Origin of the sequence: Streptomyces sp. NPDC006332 (assembly GCF_040612855.1) — a bacterium.
GTDB lineage: Bacteria > Actinomycetota > Actinomycetes > Streptomycetales > Streptomycetaceae > Streptomyces.
Genome location: NZ_JBEXRA010000016.1, coordinates 57,843 through 71,160, shown reverse-complemented (window position 1 = coordinate 71,160; position 13,318 = coordinate 57,843). Strand labels below are relative to the sequence as shown.

Below are 13,318 nucleotides of genomic sequence, written 5' to 3'. Positions count from 1 at the left end.
CCTCACCCATCTAGAAGAAGCGCGGATCGTCGAAGACGCCGGACGCGACCAGGTACACGTAGAAGTCGGCGAGTGCCACACTCACCAGGGACGCCCACGCCAGCTGCATGTGGCGGGCGTTCAGCTTCCCCACGACCTGCCACGCCTTGTAGCGCACCGGATGTTTGGAGAAGTGCTTGAGCTTGCCGCCGACGATGTGCCGGCAGGAGTGGCAGGAGATGGTGTACGCCCAGATCAGCGCGATGTTGGCCAGGAAGACCAGGGTGCCGAGGCCCATGTGGCCCCACGCGTAGTGCTCGTCGCGGAAAGAGAGCACGGTGTCGTAGGTCAGGATCCCGGCGACGATGATCGCGGCGTAGAAGAAGTACCGGTGGATGTTCTGCAGCACCAGCGGGAAGCGGGTCTCGCCGGTGTACTTCTTGTGCGGCTCGGCCACCGCGCAGGCCGGCGGGGACGCCCAGAAACCCCGGTAGTAGGCCTTGCGGTAGTAGTAGCAGGTCAGGCGGAAGCCGAGCGGGAAGATCAGGATGAGGATCGCGGGGGAGATGCCCCACCAGCTGCCGAAGAGGTCGGCGTTGGGGCCGTGCCGCATCGTTTCGCAGTTCTCCGCCAGACAGGGGGAGTAGAAGGGCGAGACATACGGCGCCGCGTAGTAGTCGGCGTTCGCGAACGCCCGCCAGGTCGAGTACGCGATGAACGCGAGCAGACCCGCGGCCGTGATGGCAGGCGCCAGCCACCAGCGGTCGGTACGCAGGTGCGGGGCGTCGATCGAGGCGCGCGTACCGGTGCGTACGCCGCCGCCTGGGCGGGGGGAGCCTTCGGTTACCGGGGGTTCCGTGCCAGTGGCCAATTCAGGACTCCGGTCGGGTCGGGAGTCGGACGGTCGAGGTCTGTTCTTGCCTGCGGGCGGGACAGGTCTCAGGGGGCGCGGCGGTCGCGGGCGCCGAGTCCCTCGTCGTCCGTGTCCGTCCACAGGCTGTTGTCGTAGGGGGCGTCGGACATCGGGACGAGTTCCGGGCGCCGGTTTTTGGCCGGCCCGGGGGAGGCGTCCCGCAGCAGCGCGACACTCTCGCGCAGGCGGTCCGCGTCGGCCCGGACGCGGCGCATCTCCAGACCGCCGCTGCCGAGCTGCTGTTCCAGGCGTTTCACGGACCGGGACAGCTCGTCGAGGCTGCGCTGGACTGACGTCAGTTCGTCGTTCACGGACATGACGTGACCTCACTTCCGTGGGCGGGTGTGCCCTGAGCGGCAACGTTCATGCGCCTGCGAGTGTTGCGCGTCACACCGGTCGGTGGGAAGGGACGTGCACCGATTGGCCGAGGCGTACGGGTGCATCCCGTGGTGCGCTGCGCCGCCCGGGTGGGTTTCCCGGTTGTCGTCGCCGTGTCGCTCTCCGTTGCTGAACCCTTTCCTCTTCAGTAGCCGCATACATGTGATCAGATCCATATATCCCGGCAAAAGTGATCATAACGCCCGCGGCTCCCGGAGGTACACAGAGATGTCCCACGACGGCGTCGGTCTGCGCGCGGTGATGCGCTCGGCCGCCTTCCTCACCGCGGGCGCCCTCGCGGTCTCCGTGCTCACCGGCTGCAGCTCCGAGGACCCGGCGGGCAAACCCCTCGCAGGCCAGGACATCGCGCCGGCCGCCCGCGCCCAGATCGCCGAGGGGGGCACCCTGCGCTGGGCGGTGGACGCCGTACCGGAGACGCTGAACACGTACCAGTCGGACGCGGACGCGGCCACCACCCGGGTCGCGCAGGCCGTGCTGCCGTCGATGTACCGGATGGACGTCAACGGCCGGCCGCAGCGGGACGCCGACTTCCTGGAGTCCGCGAAGGTCGTCGACACCGAGCCGAAGCAGGTCGTGGTCTACAAGCTCAACCAGCAGGCCGTCTGGAGCGACGGACGGGAGATCGGCGCCGCCGACTTCGCCGCCCAGTGGCGTGCCCTGTCCGGCAAGGACTCCGCGTACTGGACCGCCCGCAACGCCGGCTACGACCGCATCGAGAAGATCGAACGCGGGGCGAACGACCTGGAGGTCAAGGTCACCTTCGCGCGGACCTACGCCGACTGGCAGTCGCTGTTCTCGCCGCTGTACCCGAAGGACGTCATGGGCACCCCGGACTCCTTCAACGACGGGGCCCGGCGGAAGCTGAAGGTCACCGCCGGTCCGTTCGACCTCAAGAGCGTGAACCGCAAGGAGGGCGAGGTCACCCTCACCCGTAACGCACGGTGGTGGGGGAACCGCGCCAAGCTGTCCGAGATCGTGCTGTCGGCCGTACCGCGCTCCGAGCGGGCCGCCGCACTGGCCGACGGAAGACTCGACCTGGCCGACATCGACCCCGCCGAGGCCGGACGCATCACCCTCGCCGCCCGCGCCCTGGGCAAGAGCACGGCCGCTCCGCTCCAGGGGCCGGGCGGCAACGCCCGGAGCGAGCCGAGCGTGAAGTACCAGCGGCAGCAGAAGGCCCTGAAGGGCTACGAGGTCCGCAAGTCCCTGGAGCCCGCCTACACCCAGCTCGCCCTCAACGGTGCCGGTGGTCCGCTCGCCGACGAGCGGGTCCGCCGGGCAGTGGCCCGCGCCCTCGACCGGACGGACATCGCGAAGGCCGTCCTCAAGCCGCTCGGTCTGCCCGCGGTACCCGTCGGCAGCCACCTCGCGCTCGCCGGGCAGGCCGCGTACGCCGACAACAGCGGCGCGCTCGGCGGCCAGGACAAGGAGCGGGCGCAGGCGCTGCTCGCGGACGCCGGGTGGGTGCCCGGCGGCCCGATCGAGGAGAAGAAGAAGGGCGACAAGGCGGCCGGGGCGGAGGGACACGCGGGAGAGAAGGCCGAGAAGTCGGACAAGTCGGAGAAGAAGTCGAGCGACACCTCCGACAACACTGGTAACTCCGGAAACTCCGGCAACACCGAGAAGAGCGAGAAGACCGAGAAGACCGAGAAGGGGACGAAGGGCGCGGACGGCGGCACGTACGTCGTCGAAGAGGGCAACGAGTCCGACGGGGGCCACAGCGCGGACGACCGGACTCGGGGCGAGGCGGACCGGGAGAAGGACCACCAGCGGAACGACCGGGGCGGGGAAGGCTCGCCGCACCAGGACGGCAAGCAGTACGCCGACAAGCCGGAGCAGGGCGGCGCGCCCGGCGCCTACGCCCCCAAGGGCACCGCCGCCCCCGCGGACGCCGCGGGCCGACCCCTCGCCAAGGACGGCAAGCCGCTCACCCTCCGCTTCGTCCTCCCCACGGGACCCGGCTCGGAGGTCCTGCGCACGGTCGCCGACCGCATCACCGACATGCTGGAGGAGGTCGGCATCCGCACCGAGATCTCCAAGGTCACGGACGAGAGCTACTTCAAGGACCACATCGCGTCCGGCCAGTACGACCTCGCCCTCTACTCCTGGCCCGCGTCCGCCTTCCCCGCCACCGACGCACGCCCCATCTTCGCCAAGCCGGTCCCGGCCGCCGACGGCTCCCTGAACGTCGAGCAGAACTACACTCGCGTCGGCACCGACCAGGTCGACCAGCTCTTCGACCAGGCCGTCGGCACGCTGGACGAGGACGAGAGCCGGGGCCTGATCCGCAAGGCGGACTCCCGCATCTGGGCGGCCGCCGGCTCCATCCCCCTCTACCAGCGCCCCCAACTGACGGCCGCCCGCAAGACCGTCGCCAACGCCGGCGCCTTCGGCTTCCAGACCCCGGTCTACGAGGACATGGGGTTCCTGGCGAAGGGGGCGAAGGGGGCGGCGAGCCCGTCGAAGAAGTAGGGCCCGCAGGTTCACGAAGGCCGGCCGCCGCCCCGCGATGACGTGGGGCGGCGGCCGGCCGCACGATCGGGTGAACACAGGATCGGTCAGCTGCGCGCTGACCACCTGCGGTCATAGCGTTGATGCTATGACATGGGGTACCGTCGAACTGGAGCCGGAGGTCGCGGAGTGGCTGGCCGGACTGGACGACAAACGCTGGGCGCAGGCGCTCATGCACCTTGACCTGTTGGAGCAGCGGGGAGTCCATCTCGGTGAGCCGTACACGCGCCAGCTCGACGGCAAACTCAGGGAACTGCGGTTCTACTGCGGCGCCGAACGAGTACGGATCACGTACTGGACCGCGACGGGGCGCCGCATCATCATGCTCACCGTGTTCGCCAAGACGCGGATGCGTGAGTTCGCCGAGGTGGAGCGGGCGCGCCAAGCCATGAAGCGGTGTCAGGCCGAAGGTCACACCGCGGACGAGGAGGAGCTGTGACGGAGACCGGTCGAACCAGCCTTGCCGAGGCCCGTCGGGCCCGGCCCCTGACTCCCGAGATCGAGGAGGAGTACGCGGCCGCCCACCTGCGCTTCGCCCTCGGTGAGGCCGTGCGCGGGCGGCGGCTGGACCTCTCGCTGTCGCAGCGTGAACTCGGCCGCCGGGCCGGCATGACCCAGTCGGCCGTGGCGCGCCTCGAGGCCGGCGGCACCGTACCGACGATCCCCGTCCTCGACCGCCTCGCCCGAGCCCTGGGACTCGAGCTGAGAGTGGAGCTGGCACTCCAGGCCAAGAGCGCCTGAACCGCTCCCAGAACCCCTGCGGGAGCGTGAAGCCGACGACAGGGCATGTGCTGACCTGGGAAGGAACCGGCTCGGGCTTCATGTCCTGCACGAGTCCCCCGGAGGGCGAGGCAGCGCGCGCCGCCGCCCGCGAAACATGCCCCGACGGATCCCTCGCGGCGAAGGCGGCGACGTGATCCCCGACGCATCGAAACGGCCCGGCCGCTCTCAGTGGCCGCGGGCCCGTACCATGGGGTGAGGCCGTGGCATGTTCCGCCCGGCAGGGCCCGCGTAACACAGGTGTACGCAGCAGGGCCATCCTCAATTCCGGGAGTACGCCGCAATATGGCCACGCGCCACGACATCCGCAACGTCGCCATCGTCGCCCACGTCGACCACGGCAAGACGACCCTCGTCGACGCCATGCTGAAGCAGGCCGGTGCCTTCGCCGCGCACGCCGCCGAATCGCTCGACGACCGCATGATGGACTCGAACGACCTGGAGCGTGAGAAGGGCATCACGATCCTGGCCAAGAACACGGCCGTCAAGTACCACCCGAAGGATGGCGGCGACGTCATCACCATCAACATCATCGACACCCCCGGCCACGCCGACTTCGGCGGCGAGGTCGAGCGTGGTCTGTCGATGGTCGACGCGGTGGTCCTGCTCGTCGACGCGTCCGAGGGCCCGCTGCCGCAGACCCGTTTCGTGCTGCGCAAGGCGCTCCAGCAGCGCCTGCCCGTCATCCTGTGCATCAACAAGACGGACCGCGCGGACTCGCGCATCGACGAGGTCGTCAACGAGACCTACGACCTCTTCCTCGACCTGGACGCCGACGAGGACCAGATCGAGTTCCCCATCGTCTACGCCTGTGCGCGTGACGGCGTGGCCTCGCTGACCAAGCCGGAGGACGGCACCGTCCCGGCCGACAGCGACAGCCTGGAGCCGTTCTTCTCCACGATCCTGTCGCACGTCCCGGCTCCGGAGTACGACGAGGCCGCCCCGCTCCAGGCGCACGTCACGAACCTGGACGCCGACAACTTCCTCGGCCGTATCGCGCTGCTCCGCGTCGAGCAGGGCGAGCTGCGCAAGGGCCAGACCGTCACCTGGATCAAGCGCGACGGCACGATGTCCAACGTGCGCATCACCGAGCTGCTGATGACCGAGGCGCTCACCCGCAAGCCCGCCGAGAAGGCCGGCCCCGGTGACATCTGCGCCGTCGCCGGTATCCCGGACATCATGATCGGCGAGACCCTCGCCGACCCCGAGAACCCGATCCCGCTCCCGCTGATCACGGTCGACGAGCCCGCGATCTCGATGACGATCGGTACCAACACCTCGCCGCTGGTCGGCCGCGGCGGCACCGGCAAGGGCGCCTCCGCGAAGGCCGCGGTCAAGGACCGCAAGGTCACCGCCCGTCAGGTCAAGGACCGTCTGGACCGCGAGCTGATCGGTAACGTCTCGCTCCGGGTGCTCGACACCGAGCGTCCGGACGCGTGGGAGGTCCAGGGCCGTGGTGAGCTGGCGCTCGCCATCCTGGTCGAGCAGATGCGCCGCGAGGGCTTCGAGCTGACCATCGGCAAGCCCCAGGTGGTCACCCAGCAGGTCGACGGCAAGACGTACGAGCCGGTCGAGCGCATGACGATCGACGTGCCCGAGGAGCACATGGGCGCGGTCACACAGCTCATGGGCGTCCGCAAGGGCCGGATGGACAACATGTCGAACCACGGCTCGGGCTGGGTCCGCCTGGAGTTCGTCGTTCCCTCCCGCGGCCTCATCGGGTTCCGGACCGAGTTCCTCACCGGTACCCGCGGCACGGGCATCGCCCACTCCATCCACGAGGGCCACGAGCCGTGGTTCGGCACCCTGACGACCCGTAACAACGGTTCGCTGGTCGCCGACCGGGCCGGTGCAGTCACCGCCTTCGCCATGACGAACCTCCAGGAGCGCGGTGTGCTGTTCACCGAGCCCGGCACCGAGGTGTACGAGGGCATGATCGTCGGCGAGAACTCCCGCGCCGACGACATGGACGTGAACATCACCAAGGAGAAGAAGCTCACCAACATGCGCTCGGCCGCCGCCGACTCGTTCGAGGCGATCGTCCCGCCGCGCAAGCTCTCCCTGGAGCAGTCCCTGGAGTTCTGCCGCGACGACGAGTGCGTCGAGGTGACCCCGGAGGCCGTTCGTATCCGCAAGGTCGTCCTCGACCAGAAGGAGCGTGGTCGCTCCGCGAGCCGTGCCAAGCACGGCTGACGCACGGTCTGCACGACCCCGCCGGGCACCCTCGCTTCACAGCGGGGGTGCCCGGCCTCGTCCCGGGGGCCCATAGGGAAAACCCTCGATTTGCACAGGGAGGACCTCATGGGCAGGCCGTCCCCACTACTCTGCTGATATGGAGTGACCCGTCCGCCGTCCGCGGGGCATGAGCCTCTGGACGCGCTGTGCCGTCGTCGGCACGCGTGCTCTCCCGTACGGGACGACGCGGAACTACTCTGGCACGGCGGCGTGTTGACAGTGCGTCACACAGCGTCCCGTTCGCGCCCCGGTTCGCGGGGCACCCGGAGGGGAAGCCGGCACGGCCACCTCGGTAGACGCAACTCATTTTTCGCTGCCGCACGTCCGGAATACGGACACCTGCCCCCGATAGATGTGTAACAAGTCCGTTTCGCAGGGATCTTTCGGCAAACCGTTTGTCCGGATTTTGGAAGAAGTAGGTGGCAGGTGTGATCGAACCGAGACCTTAGGGATGTGGTTCGGTCATGGCGCATGGCAGATAGTTAGGCGCGTAGAGCTCGGATCAACGGGTCACGCGCTGCACACTGCGCCGACTCACGAGCGCGGGGGCATCTGACTTTTTCTGGCACCGGCGAGGTGGCGGATGCGTGTCATGTGCACCCCTTTGCGGTGAACCAATGGACTCATGAGGAGGAACCCATGCGCGGTGCCAAGAGCGCCAAGTGGGTCGCGATAGCCGCGGCTGTGGCCCTGGGCGCGACCGCCTGTGGTGGTGGCAGTGACAGCGGCGACGACAGCAAGGCCGCGATCGACCCGAACGGAAAGTTCTCGATCGAGGTCGGCGAGCCGCAGAACCCGCTGCAGCCGGCGAACACCATGGAGTCCAACGGCAGCATCGTGACGAAGGCCCTGTTCACCGGGCTCGTCGACTATGACTCCAGCGGCAAGATCGTCATGATGAACGCGCAGTCGGTCGACAGCACGGACAACAAGACCTTCACGGTCAAGCTGAAGCCGGGCTGGAAGTTCCACGACGGCACCCCGGTCACGGCCGAGTCCTACGTCAAGGCGTGGAACTGGGCCGCCGCCCCGGCGAACAAGCAGACCAACAGCTTCTGGTTCTCGGACATCAAGGGCTACGCCGACGTCGCCCCCGAGAAGGGCAAGCCGAAGGCCACCGAGATGTCCGGCCTGAAGGTCGTCGACGACAACACCTTCACGATCACGCTCAGCAGCCCGATCCCGTACTTCGTGTACAAGCTGGGCTACGAGGTGTTCTCGCCGCTGCCGGAGTCCTTCTACAAGGACCCGAAGGCCGCGGGCGAGAAGCCGGTCGGCAACGGCCCCTACAAGTTCGTCAGCTGGAACCACAAGAAGTCGATCGAGGTCGCCCGCAACGACGACTACCAGGGTCCGAACAAGGCCAAGAACGGTGGTGTGATCTTCAAGAACTACACCAACCTGGAGACGGCCTACGAGGACCTGAAGTCCGGCAACGTCGACGTCCTGCGCCAGCTCGCCCCGCGTGACCTGCCCGTCTACAAGCAGGACCTCGGCGACCGCGCGGTGGACCAGTCCTACTCCGCGGTCCAGACGATCGCTCCGGCCTTCTACACCAAGCAGTGGAAGGGCATCGACCCGAAGGTCCTGCAGGGCCTGTCCATGGCGATCGACCGGCCCACCATCACCAAGACCGTCCTCCAGGGCACCCGTGAGCCGGCCACCGGCTGGGTCGCCAAGGGCGTCCTCGGCTACCAGCCGAGCCTGGGCACCGACATCTTCAAGTACGACCCGGCCAAGGCCAAGCAGCTCATCAAGGACGGCGGCGGCGTCCCGGGCAACAAGATCTCCATCCAGTACAACGCGGACGGCGGTCACAAGGAGTGGGTGGAGGCGGTCTGCAACTCCATCACCAAGACGGTCGGCGTCGCCTGCACCGGCGACTCCAAGGCCGACTTCCAGGCCGACCTTCAGGCGCGTGACGCCAAGGAGGTCAAGTCGATGTACCGCTCCGGCTGGGTGCTCGACTACCCGTTCAACGCGAACTTCCTCCGCGACCTGTTCGGTACGCACTCGGACGGCAACCAGAGCGGCTTCTCCAACAAGGAGATCGACGCCCTGATCAAGCAGGCCGACAGCGCCAAGACGCTGGAGGAGTCGGAGAAGTCGTACCAGGCGATGGAGAAGAAGCTGCCTGAGTACATGCCGAGCATTCCGCTCTGGTACTACAAGGTCAACGCGGGCTTCTCGGAGAAGGTCAGCGGCGTCAAGTACGCCCAGGACGGCGACCCGATCCTGACCGGCGTTCAGGTCAAGAAGAAGTAACCGCAACAGCCCGTTGAGCCGGGCGCGGTGAGTCCGCGTCCGGGGGCGGCAGCGGCCGGGGGGCCCTTTCCACCCGCATCTTCAGGTGATGCGCGGGGAAAGGGCCCGTCGGCTGCCGCTGTGACTGACATGGAGGCACGATGGGGCGCTACGTCGCACGGCGACTGCTCCAGATGATCCCGGTGTTCTTCGGGACGACTTTGCTGATCTTTCTCATGGTCTATGCCCTGCCCGGCGACCCCGTGCGCGGGCTCTTCGGCGACAAGGCCGGCAGCCCGCAGGTCATCGCGGCGCTGAGACATGAGTACGGCCTGGATCAGAACATCTTTGTGCAGTACTACAACTACATGAAGGACATGATCCTCCATGGCGACTTCGGCACGCAGATCGCAAGCGGCCGTCCCGTCACGGCTGTGTTGGGCGACGCCTTCCCGGTGACCCTGCGTCTCGCCTCGCTTGCCTTCGCCATCGAGGTAGTCCTGGGCATCGCGCTCGGCGTGGTGGCGGGCCTGCGCGCCGGCCGGCTCACCGACAACGTGGTCCTCGTGATGACGCTGCTGTTCATCTCGGTCCCGGTCTTCGTCCTCGGCTTCATCGCCAAGCTGGTCTTCGCCGAGCAGCTCCACTGGCTGGACCCGAATGTCAACGACGCGACGGACTACGGTCAGTTGCTGATGCCGGCCATCGTCCTGGCGACCGCGTCACTGGCCTATGTGACCCGGCTGACCCGCACCTCGATCGCCGAGAACCGGCGCGCGGACTACATCCGTACCGCGATCGCCAAGGGTCTGCCCAGGAAGCGTGTCGTGGGCGTCCACCTCATGCGCAACTCGATGATCCCCGTGATCACCTACCTGGGCACCGACATCGGTGCGTTGATGGGCGGCGCCGTCGTCACCGAGGGCCTGTTCAACATCCAGGGTGTGGGAGGCCTGATCTACCAGTCCCTTGCCCGCCGCGAGGGCACCACCCTGGTCGGTCTGGTGACGATCCTCGTCCTCATCTACCTCCTCGCCAACCTCCTCGTCGACCTGCTTTACGCGGTCCTTGACCCGAGGATTCGCTATGCCTGATGTGACCAAGACCGATGTCAAGACCGGCGCGGTGGACCCGGTGGGCGGCGCGCCGGCCGCGGTGACGCCCGCCGAGTCCAAGTCCGAGAAAACGCGCAGCCTGTGGGGCGACGCGTGGGCCGATCTGCGCCGCAGCTGGATCTTCATCATCTCCAGCGTGCTGATCTTCTTCCTGCTGCTGATCACCTTCTTCCCGGGCTGGTTCACCAGCGCGGATCCGATCCTCGGCGACCTGTCCAAGCACTACCTGCAGAAGCCCAAGCTGGGTGACGTCGGCTCGGCCGACTGGCTCGGCTACGACCAGCAGGGCCGCAGCGTGTACGCCCGTGTCATCTACGGCACCCGGGCCTCCATCGCGGTCGGCTTCGGCACCACCGTCCTGGTCACGCTCGTGGGCAGCCTGGTCGGCATGATCTCCGGGTACTTCGGCGGCATCGTCGACTCGATCCTGTCCCGGCTGACGGACGTGTTCTTCGGCATCCCGTTCCTGCTCGGCACCATGGTCGTGCTCAACTCCTTCCCGGAGCGCACGGCCTGGATCGTCATCGGCGCGCTGGGCTTCTTCGGCTGGACCCAGATCTCCCGCGTGATGCGCGGCGCGGTCATCACCACCAAGCAGTCCGACTACGTGCAGGCCGCCAAGGCTCTCGGCGCCAGCACCCCGCGGATCATGTTCCGGCACATCCTGCCGAACACCCTCGCCCCGGTGATCGTCGTGGCCACCATCTCGCTCGGCGTCTACATCGCCGCCGAGGCGACGCTGTCCTATCTGGGCCTCGGCCTCAGTGGCGTGTCGTGGGGCAACGATATCTCCGGCGGCGGCAACTCGATCCGCGTGGCCAAGTGGATCATGCTCTACCCGTCGATCATGCTCAGCATCACGGTGCTGGCGTTCATCATGCTCGGTGAGGCCGTACGCAACGCCCTCGACCCGAAGATGCGCTGAGGGAGGCGTACGTGACCGTCATCGAAGAAGTATCCGTGCCCTCGCCGCGTGAGGGCGACGGCGGACCGCTGCTCGAAGTGCGCGACCTGCACGTCGAGTTCCACACCCGCGAGGGTGTGATCAAGGCCGTCAACGGCGTCAACTACAGCGTGGACGCGGGCGAGACGCTCGCCGTGCTCGGTGAGTCCGGCTCCGGCAAGTCCGTCACCGCGCAGGCGATCATGGGCATCCTCGACATGCCGCCGGCGAAGATCCCGCAGGGGGAGATCCTCTTCCGGGGCCAGGACATGCTGACGATGTCCGGCGAGGACCGCCGCAAGATCCGTGGCCGTCGGATCGCCATGATCTTCCAGGACGCGCTCAGCTCGCTCAACCCGGTGCTCAGCGTGGGCTACCAGCTCGGCGAGATGTTCCGCGTCCACCAGGGCCTGTCCAAGAAGGACGCCAAGGCCAAGGCGATCGAGCTGATGGACCGGGTGAAGATCCCGGCCGCCGCGGCGCGGGTGGGCGACTACCCGCACCAGTTCTCCGGCGGTATGCGCCAGCGCATCATGATCGCCATGGCGCTGGCCCTTGAGCCGGACCTGATCATCGCCGACGAGCCCACCACGGCCCTCGACGTGACGGTCCAGGCTCAGGTCATGGACCTGCTCGCGGAGTTGCAGCGCGAGTACAACATGGGCCTCATCCTGATCACCCACGACCTCGGTGTGGTCGCCGACGTCGCGGACAAGATCGCGGTGATGTACGCGGGCCGGATCGTGGAGCGCGCCCCGATCCACGAGCTGTACAAGCGTCCGGCGCACCCGTACACGCGGGGTCTGCTGGACTCGATCCCGCGCCTGGACCAGAAGGGCCAGGAGCTGTACGCGATCAAGGGCCTGCCGCCCAACCTGCTGCACGTCCCGACCGGTTGCGCCTTCAACCCGCGCTGCCCCAAGGCCCAGGACATCTGCCGTACGGACGTCCCGGACCTGTTCCCGGTCACCGAGCAGGACGGCGCCGAACTGCCCGGCCGTGCCTCGGCATGCCACTTCTGGAAGGAGACGATCCATGGCTGAGCTCAGCAAGAACGACGAGCCGCAGGACGCCACGCCGAACGTCTCCGACGTCGAGGTCGTGGACGTCACCTCCGAGTCGGAGGCGGTCGCCGCGATCGAGGCGCCCGTCGAGCGGGGCGAGCCGATCCTGCAGGTGCGCAACCTGGTGAAGCACTTCCCGCTCACCCAGGGCATCCTGTTCAAGAAGCAGATCGGCGCCGTCAAGGCCGTCGACGGTGTCTCCTTCGACCTGTACCAGGGCGAGACCCTGGGCATCGTGGGCGAGTCCGGCTGCGGCAAGTCCACGGTGGCCAAGCTCCTGATGAACCTGGAGCGGGCGACCGCCGGCGAGGTCTTCTACAAGGGCCAGGACATCACCCGGCTGTCCGGGCGGGCGCTGAAGGCCGTGCGGCGCAACATCCAGATGGTGTTCCAGGACCCGTACACCTCGCTCAACCCGAGGATGACGGTCGGCGACATCATCGGGGAGCCGTACGACATCCACCCCGAGGTGGCTCCCAAGGGCGACCGGCGCCGCAAGGTGCAGGAACTCCTCGACGTCGTCGGTCTCAACCCGGAGTACATCAACCGGTACCCGCACCAGTTCTCCGGCGGCCAGCGCCAGCGCATCGGCATCGCGCGCGGCCTGGCGCTCAACCCGGAGGTCATCATCTGCGACGAGCCGGTGTCGGCGCTCGACGTGTCGGTGCAGGCGCAGGTCATCAACCTGATGGAGCGACTGCAGGACGAGTTCAACCTGTCCTACATCTTCATCGCGCACGACCTGTCGATCGTCCGGCACATCTCCGACCGGGTCGGCGTCATGTACCTCGGCAAGATGGCGGAGATCGGCAGCGACGAGCAGATCTACGACCACCCGACGCACCCCTACACCCAGGCGCTGCTGTCGGCGGTCCCGGTTCCGGACCCGGAGGCCCGTGAGGGTCGTGACCGGATCATCCTGACCGGCGACGTGCCGTCCCCGGCCAACCCGCCCTCCGGGTGCCGTTTCCGCACCCGTTGCTGGAAGGCCCAGGACAAGTGCGCCGAGCAGGAGCCGCTGCTGGCGATCCCGGAGCGCTTCAAGGGCGCGGACACCCCGGCGGCCCACGAGTCGGCGTGCCACTTCGCCGAGGAGAAGGACGTCGTGCACGCGGCCTGAGGACGTAGAGCCACA

General features: G+C 67.8%; 11 protein-coding genes. 9 read left to right on the top strand and 2 right to left on the bottom strand.

Annotated elements, in window-relative coordinates; all coding sequences use genetic code 11:
• Nucleotides 1-10: 10 nt before the first annotated feature.
• Together ABZ027_RS16975 and ABZ027_RS16970 are read right to left on the bottom strand one after the other, a co-directional pair.
• Nucleotides 11-850 carry a hypothetical protein gene (locus ABZ027_RS16975; protein ID WP_356768903.1) on the bottom strand — a complete coding sequence of 280 codons (840 nt, stop codon included), beginning with the start codon at nt 848-850 and terminating at the stop codon, nt 11-13.
• Nucleotides 851-918: 68 nt separating this feature from the next.
• Nucleotides 919-1,209 carry a hypothetical protein gene (locus tag ABZ027_RS16970; protein WP_356768901.1) on the bottom strand — a complete coding sequence of 97 codons (291 nt, stop codon included), beginning with the start codon at nt 1,207-1,209 and terminating at the stop codon, nt 919-921.
• Nucleotides 1,210-1,498: 289 nt separating this feature from the next.
• Between ABZ027_RS16970 and ABZ027_RS16965 the strand changes: the two genes are divergently transcribed.
• The 9 genes from ABZ027_RS16965 (at nt 1,499) to ABZ027_RS16925 (ending at nt 13,303) form a co-directional block, all read left to right on the top strand.
• Nucleotides 1,499-3,763 carry an ABC transporter family substrate-binding protein gene (locus ABZ027_RS16965; RefSeq protein ID WP_356768899.1) on the top strand — a complete coding sequence of 755 codons (2,265 nt, stop codon included), beginning with the start codon at nt 1,499-1,501 and terminating at the stop codon, nt 3,761-3,763.
• A gap of 127 nt (nt 3,764-3,890) precedes the next feature.
• Nucleotides 3,891-4,241, top strand: a complete 351-nt coding sequence (locus ABZ027_RS16960) for a type II toxin-antitoxin system RelE/ParE family toxin (RefSeq protein WP_356768897.1) — start codon at nt 3,891-3,893, stop codon at nt 4,239-4,241.
• Nucleotides 4,238-4,543: a helix-turn-helix transcriptional regulator gene (locus tag ABZ027_RS16955; RefSeq protein ID WP_356768895.1), complete on the top strand. Its 306-nt coding sequence runs from the start codon at nt 4,238-4,240 to the stop codon at nt 4,541-4,543. Before ABZ027_RS16960 ends, ABZ027_RS16955 begins: the two co-directional genes overlap by 4 nt.
• 324 nt (nt 4,544-4,867) lie before the next feature.
• Nucleotides 4,868-6,775, top strand: coding sequence for a translational GTPase TypA (gene typA, locus ABZ027_RS16950; RefSeq protein WP_356768893.1), 1,908 nt, complete (start codon nt 4,868-4,870; stop codon nt 6,773-6,775).
• Nucleotides 6,776-7,456: 681 nt separating this feature from the next.
• On the top strand, nt 7,457-9,082 hold the full coding sequence (locus ABZ027_RS16945) for an ABC transporter substrate-binding protein (protein ID WP_356768891.1): 1,626 nt from the start codon (nt 7,457-7,459) through the stop codon (nt 9,080-9,082).
• Between the two features lie 140 nt (nt 9,083-9,222).
• Entirely contained in the window at nt 9,223-10,155 is a 933-nt protein-coding gene (locus ABZ027_RS16940; RefSeq protein ID WP_356768889.1) for an ABC transporter permease, read from the top strand.
• A complete protein-coding gene (locus ABZ027_RS16935) occupies nt 10,148-11,101 on the top strand; it encodes an ABC transporter permease (RefSeq protein ID WP_356768887.1) in 954 nt (317 codons plus the stop codon). The genes ABZ027_RS16940 and ABZ027_RS16935 overlap by 8 nt, the downstream gene beginning before the upstream one ends.
• Nucleotides 11,102-11,112: 11 nt before the next feature.
• A complete protein-coding gene (locus ABZ027_RS16930; protein WP_356768885.1) occupies nt 11,113-12,162 on the top strand; it encodes an ABC transporter ATP-binding protein in 1,050 nt (349 codons plus the stop codon).
• Nucleotides 12,155-13,303, top strand: coding sequence for a dipeptide ABC transporter ATP-binding protein (locus ABZ027_RS16925; protein ID WP_356768883.1), 1,149 nt, complete (start codon nt 12,155-12,157; stop codon nt 13,301-13,303). Before ABZ027_RS16930 ends, ABZ027_RS16925 begins: the two co-directional genes overlap by 8 nt.
• The last annotated feature ends 15 nt before the right edge of the window (nt 13,304-13,318 follow it).